Below are 16,396 nucleotides of genomic sequence, written 5' to 3' on the forward strand. Positions count from 1 at the left end.
AAAATGGAGATTATTATTGCTAAACATTCGGGGTTTTGTAAAGGGGTAAAGGGTGTAGTAGAGTTGGTAGAAAGTCATATTTCACCAAATACAATCACTTACGGACCGATAGTCCATAATAATTCTGTAGTTAATTATTTTAAAGAAAAAGGGGTAGACTATATAGATACCCAAGATGAAGGGGAATTGGGGAGAATTAAGAACAAGAGGATTATTATAAGAGCCCATGGAGTTCCTCCGAGGATAATAAAGGCACTAGAAGAAAATAATCAAATTATTGATGGTACTTGTCCCTTTGTAAAAAAAGTTCAAAAGTTAGCTAAAGAAGGGATAGATAAGGGTAGAAATCTCCTGATATTAGGGGAAAAAGAACACCCAGAAATTATAGGAATTAATGGTTGGGCGGAAAATAAAGGCTTGATAATAAAGGATTTAGAAGAATTAAAGGGTATCAACTTGTATTTTCCTTTAACTATCGTTGCTCAAACTACCTTTAAAGGGGAAAAATTTACTGAAATAATTAAATTTATATTAGATAAATATCCCGGGGAAGATATTGAAGTACACAATACAATTTGTGGAGCAACCCACCAAAGACAAAAAGCAGTAATTGATCTTGCCAAAGAAGTTGATCTTTGCCTAGTAATTGGTGGTAAAAATAGTTCTAACACAAGGAAACTCACGTCTATTTGTCAAGAAATAGGCGTGGTTACATATCAAATTGAAGAAGCTCACCAGATAGATCCAAAGTGGCTAAAAAATGTCAAAAAGCTTGGAATCATAGGTGGAGCATCTACACCTGATTGGACAATAAGGGAGGTATTAGGTATGGTAAATGAAATGAATGAAATGCTAAATGAACAGCACCATGAGGAAGGCCAAGGGGTAAACGAAATTTGGCAAAGGCTTGAAGAAGCTCACCAAAAAGGTGAAATTATCACTGGTATAGTTAAAGAAGTGGTTAAAGGAGGATTGCTAGTGGATTTAGGGGTAGAAGCCTTTATGCCAGCTTCTTTGCTAGATACAAAGTATATTGAAGATTTAAATCAGTTTGTAGGACAAGAGCTTAAGTTCTTTGTTAAGGAACTAGATAAAGAAAGAAATAAGATTATCCTCTCCAGAAAAGATGTACTAATAAAAGAACAAAAGGAAAAAGAACAGGAAATTCTACAGAATCTAAAAGAAGGACAAAAAGTAAAGGGAATTGTAAGAAGAATGACCGATTTCGGTGTTTTTGTAGATTTAGGTGGTATAGATGGCCTTATCCATGTATCAAATCTAAGTTGGGAAAAGGTAGATGATCCTAGTACAGTGTTGGAAGTAGGTCAAGAGGTAGAAGCAGTGGTTTTAAAAGTAGATGCCGAAAAAGGAAAGGTATCTTTAAGTTTAAAAGCAACACAGCCAAGTCCCTTTGAAGTTCATGCTAAGAACTTGAAAAAAGGAGATATCATAACAGGAAAAGTAGTAAGATTAGCAGATTTTGGGGCATTTGTTCAAATAGCTCCAAATGTAGACGGATTAGTACATGTTTCTCAAATCTCAGATGAACACATTAAAAAACCAGGGGATGTTTTATCTATTGGTCAAGAAGTTAAAGTTAAGGTATTAGATGTAGATGTTGCTGCTAAAAAACTAAGCCTTTCTATTAAAGAAGCTAAACCAAAAGAAGACTTTACTAAATATGAACAAAATGAAAATTTAAATGTAACCCTAGGAGAACGTTTCGGAGATTTATTTAAAAAAGAGGAATAAAGAGGAGTAAAAAATACCTAACAGGTAAGTTAAAAACCTTATCTGTTAGGTATTTTTTTATCTGTTAATTATACATAGTAATTACTCTACAGGGAAAATATATTTATAGAGTAAAAAAAAGGTTAAGATAGGAGGAAAATTATTATGCCAGTTGGTCCAATAACTTTAACAATAGTTACAGTATTAATTTTTTTCGGTTTAGCCCAAAGGGTACTAGACAGAATGCGTCTTACAGATAAAGCTGCCTTTGCCTTTATTGGTGCTATGTTTTTTGGAGCTTATATTCCTGATATACCTTTATTTAGAGGTCTGAGTATTAACGTTGGAGGAGGTATAGTTCCTCTAATCTTAGTAGGTTATTTATTTGTTAAAGCTGGAACAGCAAGGGAAAAAATCAGAGCTATTTTAGCATCTTTAGCTGCGGCAGTAGCTGTCTTTGCAGTAGAAAGATTTATGCCATCTGAACCAGGGCAAATGATTATCGATCCTTTATATATGAGCGCAATAGTGGCAGGGGTCATAGGTTATTTAGCTGGTAGGTCTAGAAGGAGTTCCTTTATCGCCGGGATTATGGGTATTATTTTAACAGATATTTATTATGCAATTTCTTTACTCATTTCCGGTAATAGAGGGGGAACTACTATTGGGGGAGCTGGAATTTACGATGCTGTAGTAATAGCTGGTATTTTAGCTGTAGTTTTAGCAGAAGTTGTTGGTGAAACTCGAGAAAGGCTTCAAGGAGGACCCGATGAAGATCGGCCAGAAGATTTAAAGAAACATTTAAAAGGGGTAGAATTTGCTAATATGCTTAAAAACCTAGAAGAAGATTGGGAAAAGGATTTTAACGATAATACTACTCAAGATATGGATAATAAAATAGCATCCCTTGAAGAAAAAAGAAAACAAGGAGCAAGGGATAAAAACAAAAAATAAGGGGGATAGGAAAATGCAAAGGATTAAATTATTATATTTTATACTTATAGTCTCAATGGTAACTTTAATTGGTTTAAACTATCAATCTAAAATGGTAACAAATGAAAGTATTATAGAGGAATTCTTTGATTTTTTGGAGTTAACAGAATTAGAGCCAGGGCAATATTATACTATGATCGATGATGAAGGAAATATCATCTTACAATCTGCTAGGATAATGCATGTAGGAGACCAATTTATTAATAATCAAAACAGACTTTATGAAGTATATGAAGTTGATAGAGACAAACTCATAGCTAAGGCTAAATATCTTAAAGATATTAACTTAGCAGAAGAGCCAAGGAAAAGTCTTTTTCAAACAATAGTATCCCGCTTTACTTTTACCACTAAAGAAGTGAAAACTGAAAACAAAGGACCAATTGCCATTTACCATACCCATTCCAGTGAATCATATGTACCAACTGATGGAACTGAAAGTAAAGATGGTAATGGTGGTATTTATGATGTTGGTCGTGCCTTTAAAGAAGCATTAGAACAGCGGGGAATAGAAGTTGTCTGGTCAGAAGCAAATCATGACCCCCATGACTCAGGGGCATATAAAAGGTCAAGAAGGACTGCCGATAAACTCCTAAACAAACAACCTGCTGCCATTTTTGATGTCCATCGGGATGCTGTTCCTGCAGAGCAATATGAAGGTGAAGCAGATGGTGAACCGGTAGCCCAAATTATGTTTGTCGTTGGGCAACAAAATCAAAATGTGGAACAAAATAAAAGGTTTGCCGAAGGTCTTAAAAAAGTGGCAGATGAACAAAATCCAGATTTAATAAAAGGAATTTTCATGGCAAAAGGGAACTATAATCAAGACCTTTCCCCAAGGGCTTTGTTGTTGGAGGTAGGAACTTATCAACAAGAAAAAGATTTGGCTATTTCAGGGATAGAATCCTTTGTAGATGTGGTAGCTGCCTATGTTTACGGTGACAACCCCCAACAATCTGCTCCAGGTGGAGATGGTGGAGGAAATGAACAAGCTCAAACACCGGCGGCTAGAGATACTAGAAATACTGGAGGAAGAACAATCCTTTGGATTTTAGGATTAGCAGCTCTAGGTGCAGTAGCATTTTTAGCAATAAATAGTGGTAGTTTGAAAGATGTAGGGGAAAAATTGAAAAACTTTACCACTAAAGAGTTTACTTCTACCTTAAAAGGTAAAAATAAAAGTAAAAAAAGAAAAAAATAGGAATTGGTGAGATTATGAAAAATCATCTTGAAATAATTTTTTTTACCACCATTGTGGGAACAATAGCCCGTTTAATAATGTTGAGATTAGATTATAGACAGTATCCAACTTACCCCCATGGTGCAATAACCCATCTTTCCCTAGGCTTTATAGCTGCAGCTTTAGGTTCAGTGGCTATTCCCGCTCTAATCGAGCAAGAGTACACTGCAGTAACATTCTTAGCTTTAGCAGCACAACAATTTAGAGAGATAAGGAATATGGAAAGGGAAACCTTGTCAAAACTAGAACCTTCAGAATTAGTTCCTAGGGGAGATGAGTTTATTGAGGGAATAGCCCGGGCCTTTGAAGCTAGAAGCTATTTAGTAATCCTAATAGCAATATTTACATCTGCTGCAACTTGGCTTTTAAACCTTCGTTTTGGTTTGTTCTGGGCAATTTTAGGAGGGTTAGCCTTTTCCGTTATTCTACTATTTGTTGCTATTAGATATATGGAAGGAAAACGGATTTCAGATATAGCAGATGTCGATGAAGGGAAAATACATTTTAAAGAAGCGAACCTTTTTGTAGATGATATTCAAATTATGAATTTAGGTATGGAAGAAGCTAAAAATATCATTTTAGAAAAGGGCTTAGCAGTTGTTATTAGACCTAAAGATAAAGATGGAGTACCAATTTTAGCTAATGTAGGACAAAGGCAAGCTATTGCCCACATTGCAGCTACTTTATTAGGTATTCATAAAGAAACTGATTCTGCGGAATTTACCCCTTTAGTGAGGCGTAATTTAGAAACAGGGGCAGTGGCTTTAATCTTAGTACCAACCCATGGCGTAATGGAAGATTTAATTGATGCCGTAGAACGAACACCGGTTCTAGAAAGTGCCATAGCTAAGCCTTCAAGGGCAGGAATTTATCATAATAGAGGAAAAAGAAAATAAAAGTTAAAGATAGGGTGGTAAAATGGATATACAATTAACAAAAACGATAGTGGCAGTAGTTATAACCCCTGAAGATCAAGATAAAGTAAAAGGCGGGGGTTTTGCCCCCGTATTTATTGCAAAGGATAGGGAAGAACAACAAAAAATTTCAACTTATTTATCTAGAATAACTACTAGTGTAATTCACGATTTGGAAAACGGGGTGCTGGTATTAGCTAAACACTAGGGAGTGGTAACTTTGAAAATTATATATAATTGTTATGGTGGTGCCCACTCTTCAGTGGTGGCAGGATATGTTCACTGTGGATTATTAAAAAAAGATAGAATTCCTACTAAACAGCAATTAATGTCATTGGCATATTTTGATTCTCAACAAAACCTCGATCATGGTATATTACAATATATAGGTATTGATGAAGTAGGAAATGAAATTTATTCTGTTGGACTTAAAAGTGAACGGCAATTTAGTAGAAAGTGTTTGGAAAATATAGCAGTTATCATGGGGATAGATCCTGAGAGTTATATCTTTGTTGATACATTAGCTAAGGTTAACTGGTATATGCGGATAGGCGGATTTTTATCAAGGGCTTTAGGTTTAACAATCATTGGTCGCCCTTTGGTTATTTATGGTACCCAAAGGGCTTTTTTTGATATCTGTCAACTTGTAGATGAAATTTCTCAAAAATTGAGAGGAGAAAAAGAATGAAAATATTTTATTATTGTTACGGTGGAGCACATTCTTCGGTAATTGCTGCCGCCCTTCACTTAGAAAAAATCTCTTATCCATTAAATTATCAAGAGATCTTGGATTTTCCCTATTTTGATTTAAATACTCCAAAGGAGAAAGGAATGCCAATCTTATTAGGTAAAGATGTTAAAGGAAATGAAATTTATTTTGTTGGGTATGGTAAAAATAAAGAAATGATAGTAAAATTATTAAAGAGCTTTCTAAAAATTCATGGGGTAAAGGATGAAGAATTTCTTTTTGTAAATGCTTTAGAGAGGATAAATTGGCGTGTGAAACTGGGAGGATTTTTATCAAAGGCTTTAAATTTAAAAAAAATAGGTTCTAGGTTTACTGCTCTAGGGATTGTTTTATCTGGACCACAAATAAAAGAAACAGTAGAAAATGTTAAAGAATTATCAGAGAACAAGTTAAACCTTGACTAAAGGACAGTTTAAGGTTAGTATTAATATGAGGTCATAATTTACAAACATAATATCTAAAAAAGAGAATATAATAGAATAGGGGGAATATAAATGGCATTACCAATAGTAGCAATAGTTGGAAGACCTAATGTAGGTAAATCAACATTATTTAATAGAATAATTCGACAACGTTTAGCAATTGTAGAAGATCAACCTGGAGCGACTAGGGACAGGTTATATAGTAAAGGGGAATGGTTAAATAGGGAATTTATGTTAGTTGATACTGGTGGTATGACCTTCGATGAAAGGGATGTATTAGCTGCCAGTGTAACTAAGCAAGCACAGTTAGCAGTAGATGAAAGTGATGTAATAATATTTACAGTTGATGGTAGAACTGGTATTACCACAGAAGATATACAAATAACGGAGATATTGCGAAAAACTCAAAAACCTGTGATAGTTGCAGTAAATAAGATAGAAGAATTTAAGAAACAAGAAGGGGATTTTTATGAATTCTATTCTTTAGGCTTTGAAGAAATAGTAGCAATATCTGCAGCTAATGGTTTTGGTATTGGTGATTTATTAGATAAAGTTATTGAAAATTTCACAGAAGAAGGAGAAGACGAAGAAGAAGATGCTTTGAAAATTACCTTTATTGGTAGACCTAATGTAGGTAAGTCATCTTTAGTAAATAAATTGTTAGGCTCTGAAAGGGTAATAGTTAGTGATATACCAGGAACCACTAGAGATGCCATAGATACTAAATTAGAAGTAGATGGAGAAACCTTTATCTTAGTCGATACAGCAGGGTTAAGGAGAAAAAGTAAAATAGAAGAAAGTATCGAATACTATAGTGTATTGAGGACAATAAAAGCAATTGAGAGAAGTGATGTGGCTATCTTAGTTATCGATGCTACCACTGGGGTTACGGAACAAGATAAGCGGATAGCAGGATTTGCCCATGAAGGTGGGAAAGGTGTAATTATTATGGTCAATAAATGGGACTTAATCGAAAAAGATAACCATACAGTAAAAGAATTTACCGAAGAAATAAGGCGGGAATTAAGTTATATGGATTACGCACCGATTATCTTTGTTTCTGCTTTAACAGGACAAAGGATCAATAAGATTATACCTTTAGTAAAAGAAGTTGCTGAACAAAATGCATTACGTATTCCTACAAGTTTAGTAAATGATGTGATTTTTGAGAGTATTGCTATTACACCACCTCCTACCGATAGGGGTAAACAACTTAAAATTCAATATGTCAGCCAAGTTTCTACTAAACCACCGACCTTTGTGTTTTTTGTCAATGATAAAGAGTTAATGCACTTTTCTTACCTAAGATTTTTAGAGAACCAACTCCGTAATGCCTTCGGTTTCCAAGGAACACCTATTCGTTTAATTGTTAGAAATAAAAATGAAGAATAGAGGTGAAAATGTGATTTATTTTTGGTTAATAGTACCTTATCTCTTAGGTTCCGTATCTTTTAGTTACATAGCAGGGAAAATTTTTGGAGGGATCGATATTAGAACAGTAGGTAGCGGGAATGCTGGTGCTACCAATGTTTACAGAAATTTGGGATTAAAACCATTTTTATTTGCTTCCTTTTTTGATATTTTAAAGGGGCTATTAGCGGTAGTATTAACTAAAAGTTTATTTCCAGAAAATGAGATTCTTACGATCCTCTCAGCAGTAGCAGTTATCATTGGACACAATTGGCCGATATTTTTTGGTTTCAAAGGTGGTAAAGGGATAGCTTCCACTATTGGAGTTGTTATTGGGCTTCATCCTTTGTCTGCCCTTATTGTTATTGCTACAATGGCACTTATTGTATATATTACTAGGTATGTTTCTTTAGGCTCTTTAATATCCACCCTTTTATTACCCATACTTTTTTACATCTTCATGGGTGATAAACTATATTATATTATCTTCGCCCTTGTTTTAACTATAATGGCTTGGTATCGACACAGAAGTAATATTATAAGATTATTAAATGGTACTGAATCAAAGTTAGGACAGAAAAAGTAGGGGTGATTAAAGTGGAAAAGGTAACGGTATTAGGTGCTGGTGGTTGGGGAACTGCCCTTGCCAATGTTTTAGCTAAAAAAGGTTTTTCAGTATATTTATGGGTAAGAAGAAGAGAATTATGTGAAGAGTTAACAAAAATAAGGGAAAATATTAAATATCTTCCAGGTGTGTTAATTCCTGCCAACGTATATTTTACAACGGATTTAGAAGAAGCTGTAAAGGATACTAATTTAGTAACTGTAGCAACTCCATCCTCTGTAATGAGGGAAATGATAAAAGGAATTTCGCCTTATATTACCCCTAAAACACCGGTGGTTTCCGCTGCCAAGGGTTTTGAAAAAGGGACTTTATTGCGGATGTCTGAAATTATTAAAGAAGAACTGGGGAAAGAACACCCTGTGGCAGTACTTTCAGGTCCGAACCATGCTGAAGAGGTGGGAAGGGATATTCCTACAGCTACTGTTGTAGCATCAGATAAAAGGGTTATTGCTGAATATGTTCAAGATATTTATATGACTCCTAAATTTAGAGTATATACCAATCCCGATGTGGTAGGAGTTGAAATAGGTGGAGCTTTGAAAAATATTATAGCTTTAGGTGCTGGTATTACTGATGGTTTAGGATATGGTGATAACTCTAAAGCTGCCCTTCTTACCCGGGGTCTAACGGAAATAGCCCGCCTTGGTACTGCTATGGGAGCTGATACTATGACCTTTGCAGGACTGGCGGGGGTAGGAGATTTAGTGGCTACTTGTACCAGTAAACACAGTAGGAATTGGAATTGTGGTTATCAATTAGGTAAGGGAAAGACTTTAGAAACTATCTTAAATGAAACCAATAAAGTGGTAGAGGGAGTCAAGGCAGCGGAAGTTGTTCAGGCTTTAGCTAATAGATATAATATTGAGATGCCTATCTCCCGTGAAATATACAAAGTCTTATATGAAAACAAAGATCCTAAAGAAGCAGTTGTAGATTTAATGCTTCGCAGTAAAACTAATGAAATGGAAGAGGTTGTAATTAGGGATAGAGATAATTGGTAAAGAACTGAATTTTTCAGTTCTTTTTTTTATTACAGTGAATATATTAAAGTGGAAGAAGTTTATTTGTAACAGTATATAAAATAAAACTAAAAAAATATAAGAAGAAAAAAAGGTTGTAATATTAACAAAAACAAAGCATATATATACAGTAAAAAGTATGTTCATATTTTGTATTTTTAAGAGGGAGGGAAAGACCTTGGCAGAATTTGATCTTTACAGAGATATCGTAGAAAGAACCGGTGGAGATATATATCTAGGGGTAGTAGGACCGGTACGTACTGGAAAGTCAACTTTTATTAAAAAATTTATGGAACTATTGGTAATACCAAACATTGAAAATGAGCATGAGAAAAACAGAGCAAAAGATGAGTTGCCTCAAAGTAGTGGTGGTAGGACAATTATGACCACTGAACCTAAGTTTATCCCGGAAAAAGCTGTAACTATAAAAATCCGAGATAACTTAAAAATGAATGTTAAAGTTGTAGATTGTGTTGGGTATACTGTGAGTAGGGCTTTAGGGTATTCTGATGAAAGGGGAGAAAGATTAGTAAGTACCCCTTGGTTTGAAGAAGAAATACCATTCCAACAAGCTGCTGAGTATGGGACTAAAAAAGTTATAACAGAACATTCCACCATCGGGATAGTAATTACTACTGATGGTAGTGTAACTGACCTTGATAGAAGTGACTATATAGAAGCGGAAGAAAGGGTTGTTAAGGAATTATTAGAAATAGGGAAACCCTTTGTGATGATCCTCAATACCGTTGATCCCAATTCCGACTATGCTATGACAATAAGGGCAGAGTTAGAGAAAAAATACGGTGTTCCAGTTCTACCAATAAATATCGCTAAATTATCAGTACATGATATTAACACTATTTTAGAAGAAGCATTGTATGAGTTCCCAATCGTTGAAGTTAAGATACAATTACCTAAATGGGTTGAAGTTTTAGAAGGGGAACATTGGTTAAAAGACAAATTTGATGCTTTAATAAAAGGTCTTGTAAATAAACTAGAAAAGGTAAGGGATCTAGATCCTATTACAGAAGAAATATCCCTTCAAGAGCATGTCCATAGGGTGACTTTAGATGATGTTAACTTAGGAAAAGGGGAAGCTAGAATCGTTATTGAATGTCCTGATGAATTGTTCTATAAAGTGACATCAGAGAAGACAGGTCTCCAATTAACAGGTCCTGAAGACCTACTTCAACAATTACAAGAATTAGTGAAAATCAAAAAAGAATATAGTTACATTAAAGATGCTTTAGAAGAAGCAAAGGCTACTGGTTACGGTGTGGTTCCACCACTTCTAGAAGAAATGACATTAGATCAACCAGAAATTATCAGACATGGAAGCCGATTTGGTGTTAAATTACGGGCAAGTGCACCATCTATTCATATGATAAGAGTAGATGTGGAATCAGAATATGCTCCTATTGTAGGTAGTGAAAAACAAAGTGAAGACTTAGTAAATTACATCATGGAAGAGTTTGAAGATAATCCTGAGAAAATTTGGGAATCCCACATTTTTGGCAAATCCCTTTATGACTTAGTTAAAGATGGTATCCAAAATAAACTTAATAACATGCCGCCAAGTGCTAGGGAAAAACTCCAAGAAACCCTAGAGAAAATTATCAACGAAGGAAGCGGCGGTTTAATAGCAATAATATTATAACAAATAAAGCCCTTAACCAGAGGGCTTTATTTTAATGGAAAGCTTTGATTAAAGTTTTTAACAATTGAGTAAATAGAGGTAAATTTTACTAGAAAAAGAAGGAAATTTATTAATATTATTGAATATTAATAATAGCAAAAAAGTTTAAAGGGGGATTTAATTGAATGGGTTAATAGCTAGAACTATAGAGATATTTTTATTAATTTTTTTCATATCCTTTATAATAAGCTTCTTAGATACTGGAGTAAGATTTGTCATGAGAAAAATTTCAGATCATTTTTATTTTGATCCATTTAACATTAAGCATTTTTGTTTTAAGAAAGAATTTTTTAATCGTTTTCGTAGTTCTGTTTTTCTTCTTATTATTTTAAAGATAATAGAGTTATTTATTTATAAGTTTTTTTAAATGTTAAAATTTATTTTTTGTATAATCTTAATGTACTTTTTCCTATATTACAACCAAAATGGAGGAATTAAAATTGATTGAGATTAACAATTTAAGTAAATCATATTATGTAGCAGAAAACGGGAACTTTTTTTCATACTTCAAGTTTACAAAAAAGAAAAGAGAAATAAAAGCATTAAATAATATTAACTTAAAAATAGAGAAAGGTGAAACCGTTGGTTTGATTGGGATGAACGGTGCAGGTAAATCTACACTAATTAAATTAATAACAGGTATCCTTTACCCATCTAAAGGTGAAATTAAAGTGTTTGGTCATGATCCCACGAAACATAGACTTAGTAATAATTATAGGTTAACAGCGGTTTTTGGTCAAAGATGCCAGTTGAGATGGGATATTTCAGTTTTCGATTCTTATAAACTCTTACAAAAAATATATAAAGTATCAGACAATGATTTTCAAAAAAGAGTCACTGAAATAGTAAAAGTACTAGCATTAAATGAGTTTTTGCATCAACCTGTAAGGACATTAAGCCTCGGACAAAAAATGAGGGCAGAATTGGGAGCTGCCTTTATTCATGATCCTGAGTTAATTTTATTAGATGAACCAACAATTGGCTTAGATATATTAAGCAAAGAATCAATATTAGATTTTATAAAAAAAATTAAAGAAGAAGGTAATAAGACAATAATATTAACTACCCATGATGTTTCCGATATTCAAGAAGTATGTAATCGAGTTATTGTTTTGGATAAGGGAAATGTTATCATAGATGATCTAATAAGTAATATAGAGGATTTATGCGAAACAGACAATAAAGTAATAATTACCAATAGCAAGAATTCATTTGTAGGTATTGACATTCTTTCTCAATACAACTACAAAATTGAAGGAAATATAATTACAATATTTAACATAGATAAAAAAACGTTGCCTAAGCTATTGGAAGTAATATTTGCCAAGAATGATATTAGAGAAATTAAAATAGAAAATGCTGAGTTCAAGGATGTATTAAAAAAAATATATCAAAAAAATCAATTGCAAAACCTTTAGGTAAGGAGAAATGTAAATGGTTAAAGAATTTAGTCATGAAATAAAATTAAATAATATGTTGATAAAAATAGGATATATAAAATTACATATATATAAATTAGCATCTATTTATTCTATAATTTCTAGTTTGCTATTTATTGTAATTCAATATTATCTTTGGAGTAACATTTTTTTGAATAATAAAATTAGTTTGTATGATTTTAATGAAATGTTTACGTATTTAATATTTAGCCAAATTATATCAAAAGTTTATCCCCATAATATTAGCAGTATAGTTGGAAAAGCTGTTAGTGATGGTGACATAGGACTATTGTTGTTAAAACCAATCTCTATAATTCGTATATATTTTTTTGAGTCTATAGGTAATAGTTTATATCGATTATCAATAATAGCTATCCCTGTTTTTATTATAACCAGTATTTTTTTCCCGATACGATTACTGTTGCCTAATATATTAGCATTTTCAGCTATCTTTATACTCTCTTATATTTTCGTATTTATTTTTGAATTAACTATCGGAATTTTATCTTTTCATACCTCCAGTTTATGGGGGATTCAAAGTTTTAAATATGCAATAATAACAGTTTTAAGTGGTAGATTTTTACCTGTAACTTTATATCCAGAATGGGCAGTAAGAATTATTAACCATCTCCCATTTAGAATCATGTACACTATACCAATAGAACAGCTATTAGGTAAGTTTTCTTATAATTTAGCACAGATACTAGTTTATCAACTTATTTCGATAATATTTTTATTTTTAATTTATAACCTTCTATATAAGATTTCAATTAAGAAGTTGATGATACAGGGAGGCTAATTTATGAAGAATATTTTAACCTATTATAAGTTATACATAGATTATTTTAAAATAAATTTGAAATCTGTAATGGTTTATGATTATGATTTTTTGATAGGAGTTATATCGCTAATCATAAAAAATATAATGAATTTTATCATAATTATATTTATATTTAATCTACTAGATAACATAGATGGTTGGACATTTGACCAAATCCTTTTTCTCTATGGATTCAATACAGTTAGTTATTCTTTGTGGCATTGTTTTTTTGTTAATACTATATCGTTATCATATTATATAAAAACTGGAATATTTGATAGATTCTTATTAAGACCGGTACAACCTATATTCCAAATAATGACTGATAATTTTGATGAAGATGGTTGGGGCCAATTAATCTTTGGATTAGTATTGTTAGTAATTGCAATTTTTAGATTGAGACTTTTCTCTATTTACCTTCTGTTATTACCAATTTTATTGGTATCTGCTTCTCTAATTTATGCTTCTATATCTCTTTTAGGATCTATTACTATTTTTTATACACTGGAGAATACAGATTTTTCCGATTTAGTTATGGAATTACAAGATTTTGGTAAATATCCACTCAGTATTTATAGCGGCTTTTTAAGAATTATTTTAACTGTTGTTATTCCATTAGGTTTTGCAGCATATTATCCAAGCTTGTTTTATATTACTAACTATCAGGCTAGTATTGGAGTAGCTCTGATAACCCCGATAGTTTCAATAATCTTTTTCTATGTTACTTGTTGTATTTGGAATAAGTCTCTAAAAGCGTACACAAGTACTGGAAGTTAAAATATAAAGGAGCACTTTGTTCTGTGCTCCTTTATATAACTTCAACGATTTTGTCTGCCCGTTCTCTACAACTCTTTCTATGTGAAACTAATAAAAAAGTCTTCTCCTTTTTGTAGTATTCAATAGTGTCTAATACCTTTTTTTCTAATTCCTGGTCCATAGCTGATGAGAATTCATCTAGTACAACTATGGGTGCATTACTGTACAAAGCCCGTGCTAGGCAAATTAACTGTTTTTGGCCACCTGATAAGGATGTTCCTTTTGAACCAACTGGTGTTTGCATTCCTCTAGGTAGTTTCTCTAACATTTGATTTAGCCCTGTTCTTTTTAATATATCATCCAACTTGTTGTAATCTTTTTTTGAATTTCCCAGGAGTATATTTTCTTCAATAGTCAAGTTGAATAGACTTGGTTCTTGTTCAACTAAAGCAAAATTTCGATACCACTCTCTCTCATTGATATCTCTTTTATTTTGTCCAAATACTTTGATAGTCCCTTGTTGTTCATTCAAAAATCCTAATATAAGCTTGATTACTGTACTTTTACCTGAACCTATAGGAGCATATAAGCAAGTAATTTCTCTATTATTTGCAGTAAAACTTAGGTTCTTAATTACTGGGATATTATTTTGATAGCTGAATTCTAAGTTTTCTACTTCAATAGCTTTTAATTCATTTGAGCAGATGTTTTCAGAAAAACTTTCCGCCGTATAATCTATTTTTTCATTAAGTTCTTCATCAGTAATTTCAAATATTCTTTTAGCTGAAGCTATGGGTTGTTGCATATTTAGTGAAAATGAACAAGTTCCCTCGACACCAGCAAGCAAACCTCCTAAAATTTGCGGTATTATAACAATTTGTGCTAAGGTTAAATTATTTCCATTATATAATCTTATAGCATAAGTCAGCACAATTAATGTGGCAACTATATTCGAACCATTTGCAACAAGGGTCCTTAAAGAGTTTATCAGACTTCTAATGATTTCCTTGTGTTTGATTTCTGCCCTAACTCCTTTTGTATAGTCAATCTGATTTTTAATAAGATTAAAAAGTTTGATAGTTGAAATTCCTTGCACTCCTCTATCCACTTTTTTAAGATACTCAGAATTTAAAATTACCATTCTGCTTGCAATTTTTTTAATAATAGGGAGTACTACTAAACTGTATATAATAGGGATTGTCATCGTAAGAAGTGAGATTACACCTATTCGTATATCTATAATAAATAACAATATTGAAGAACCTATCAAAGAAATTACAGGCATTAACAATGTCCCTACCTCAATAGTAGCGAAATAAGCCACAGCACTAGCATCATTTATTATTCTTGAGCTAATATCATTAACTTCGATTTCCTTCGACTTTCTATATAGAATGTGCTTTAATATCCCATACTTTAAAGCATTCTCAGTATTAAGTCTTACAAAATCTATTAAAAGCATTCCTAGAGAAATAACTGCAATGATAATACCGTATAACAAGATAGAAATAATGGATATCCTAAGAAGTTCATCAATTCTATTATTTTCAATTACACTTATAGCAAGGTATTGTACAAAGGCGGTATATCCCAAAAAAGCGAAGTCTTGAGAAGAGAATAACACTAATGAAATATAGTATAGAAACTTACTTCTTTGGGGATATGAGAAGATTTTTTTGAGCACTTTTTTATCCTGCATATTGTCTCTCCTCTCTATTGACTAATAAATCCATATCTATCTTTATAAGATCATTCCCTATACTTAGTAAATTCTCGTCATGACTTATAATTATCATAGTTTTATTTTTTAGTTTATTCATCCTCAATATTTCCTTACTTATCACTTCTGCTGTGGCAGAATCTATATTTGCAGTTGGTTCATCAAGTATAAGGATGTCTGAATCCTTAACCAATCCCCTAGCAATACTTATACATCTTTTCTGGCCACCAGAAAGATTTTTACCTCCTTCACTAACTAATGTATTCTTTCCTTCAGGTAGCTTATCAATAATCTCACGAATATAACTCTTCTCATACCATTCATCTATATAATCTTCCGATTTACTATGACCATTAACAAATATGTTATTTATTACGGAGTCCTCTAATAAATAAGAGTCCTGTTCTACGACGGAAATTCTATTTCTTAATTCTGATAATCCTTGTAGGTTTCCTAGTGAAAAATCAATTGTACCTTTATCAGGCATACATAATCCGCTAATAATTTTAATTAATGTTGATTTACCTGAACCGTTGGATCCCACAATAAGATATTTCTTATTTTTTTCAAACTTCAAATTTAGATTATTAAAAATCAGACCATTATCATCATATCCGAAGGATATATCGTTAAATTTTATTGCATATGTTTGATCAGTAGAGTCAAGACGATAAACTTTTCCTTGTAAGAAATGTTCGGTCTCATTTGGTGCGCTCCATATCTCATTTAATCTAATAATAGCTGCTTTGTATGACTGAATGCTGGCTATTTGTGTAAATGATAAAATAAAGTTGACAGTTATTGATAAATAAGATTTTACACATTTAACCTAAAATTTGGAAAAGAGGTGATTAAAAACTGGAAAA

The 16,396-nt window shown here is 32.4% G+C and carries 16 protein-coding genes; 14 read left to right on the forward strand and 2 right to left on the reverse strand.

Translation table 11 applies throughout. The features are described from left to right. Window positions 1-3 precede the first annotated feature (3 nt). From rpsA to BMX60_RS01595, 14 genes are all read left to right on the forward strand, one after another. Window positions 4-1,752, forward strand: coding sequence for a 30S ribosomal protein S1 (gene rpsA / locus BMX60_RS01525; RefSeq protein ID WP_091348311.1), 1,749 nt, complete (start codon window positions 4-6; stop codon window positions 1,750-1,752). 144 nt (window positions 1,753-1,896) lie between these two features. Next, the gene (locus BMX60_RS01530; protein ID WP_091348314.1) at window positions 1,897-2,685 is read left to right on the forward strand and encodes a DUF1614 domain-containing protein; all 789 of its coding nucleotides are present in this window, start codon (window positions 1,897-1,899) and stop codon (window positions 2,683-2,685) included. A gap of 13 nt (window positions 2,686-2,698) precedes the next feature. Continuing rightward, window positions 2,699-3,922 carry a stage II sporulation protein P gene (spoIIP, locus tag BMX60_RS01535; protein WP_091348315.1) on the forward strand — a complete coding sequence of 408 codons (1,224 nt, stop codon included), beginning with the start codon at window positions 2,699-2,701 and terminating at the stop codon, window positions 3,920-3,922. A 14-nt stretch (window positions 3,923-3,936) separates the two neighbouring features. Then, on the forward strand, window positions 3,937-4,857 hold the full coding sequence (locus BMX60_RS01540; RefSeq protein WP_091348318.1) for a YIEGIA family protein: 921 nt from the start codon (window positions 3,937-3,939) through the stop codon (window positions 4,855-4,857). Window positions 4,858-4,879: 22 nt separating this feature from the next. Next, window positions 4,880-5,083: a capping complex subunit for YIEGIA gene (locus tag BMX60_RS01545; protein WP_091348321.1), complete on the forward strand. Its 204-nt coding sequence runs from the start codon at window positions 4,880-4,882 to the stop codon at window positions 5,081-5,083. Between the two features lie 12 nt (window positions 5,084-5,095). Further along, window positions 5,096-5,563: a DUF3189 family protein gene (locus tag BMX60_RS01550; protein ID WP_177159643.1), complete on the forward strand. Its 468-nt coding sequence runs from the start codon at window positions 5,096-5,098 to the stop codon at window positions 5,561-5,563. Further along, entirely contained in the window at window positions 5,560-6,027 is a 468-nt protein-coding gene (locus tag BMX60_RS01555; protein ID WP_091348326.1) for a DUF3189 family protein, read from the forward strand. The genes BMX60_RS01550 and BMX60_RS01555 overlap by 4 nt, the downstream gene beginning before the upstream one ends. A 90-nt stretch (window positions 6,028-6,117) precedes the next feature. After that, window positions 6,118-7,437 (forward strand): ribosome biogenesis GTPase Der, encoded by a 1,320-nt coding sequence (der, locus tag BMX60_RS01560; protein ID WP_091348329.1) that lies wholly within the window; start codon window positions 6,118-6,120, stop codon window positions 7,435-7,437. A 10-nt stretch (window positions 7,438-7,447) separates the two neighbouring features. Then, complete coding sequence (gene plsY / locus BMX60_RS01565; protein WP_242945681.1) at window positions 7,448-8,041, forward strand: glycerol-3-phosphate 1-O-acyltransferase PlsY; 594 nt, start codon at window positions 7,448-7,450, stop codon at window positions 8,039-8,041. An 11-nt stretch (window positions 8,042-8,052) separates the two neighbouring features. Continuing rightward, window positions 8,053-9,081, forward strand: a complete 1,029-nt coding sequence (locus tag BMX60_RS01570) for an NAD(P)H-dependent glycerol-3-phosphate dehydrogenase (RefSeq protein ID WP_091348331.1) — start codon at window positions 8,053-8,055, stop codon at window positions 9,079-9,081. A 196-nt stretch (window positions 9,082-9,277) separates the two neighbouring features. Then, on the forward strand, window positions 9,278-10,756 hold the full coding sequence (spoIVA, locus tag BMX60_RS01575; protein WP_091348333.1) for a stage IV sporulation protein A: 1,479 nt from the start codon (window positions 9,278-9,280) through the stop codon (window positions 10,754-10,756). A 479-nt stretch (window positions 10,757-11,235) separates the two neighbouring features. Then, entirely contained in the window at window positions 11,236-12,213 is a 978-nt protein-coding gene (locus BMX60_RS01585; protein WP_177159644.1) for an ABC transporter ATP-binding protein, read from the forward strand. Window positions 12,214-12,229: 16 nt separating this feature from the next. Next, window positions 12,230-13,033, forward strand: a complete 804-nt coding sequence (locus BMX60_RS01590) for an ABC transporter permease (RefSeq protein ID WP_091348342.1) — start codon at window positions 12,230-12,232, stop codon at window positions 13,031-13,033. Between the two features lie 3 nt (window positions 13,034-13,036). After that, on the forward strand, window positions 13,037-13,831 hold the full coding sequence (locus BMX60_RS01595) for an ABC transporter permease (RefSeq protein ID WP_091348345.1): 795 nt from the start codon (window positions 13,037-13,039) through the stop codon (window positions 13,829-13,831). Between the two features lie 31 nt (window positions 13,832-13,862). Here the strand turns inward: BMX60_RS01595 and BMX60_RS01600 are convergent, their stop codons facing one another. Then, window positions 13,863-15,509, reverse strand: a complete 1,647-nt coding sequence (locus BMX60_RS01600; protein WP_091348348.1) for an ABC transporter ATP-binding protein — start codon at window positions 15,507-15,509, stop codon at window positions 13,863-13,865. Then, the gene (locus BMX60_RS01605; RefSeq protein ID WP_091348351.1) at window positions 15,499-16,332 is read right to left on the reverse strand and encodes an ATP-binding cassette domain-containing protein; all 834 of its coding nucleotides are present in this window, start codon (window positions 16,330-16,332) and stop codon (window positions 15,499-15,501) included. Before BMX60_RS01605 ends, BMX60_RS01600 begins: the two co-directional genes overlap by 11 nt. Window positions 16,333-16,396 lie beyond the last annotated feature (64 nt).

Origin of the sequence: Anaerobranca gottschalkii DSM 13577, from assembly GCF_900111575.1 — a bacterium.
Taxonomy (GTDB): domain Bacteria; phylum Bacillota; class Proteinivoracia; order Proteinivoracales; family Proteinivoracaceae; genus Anaerobranca; species Anaerobranca gottschalkii.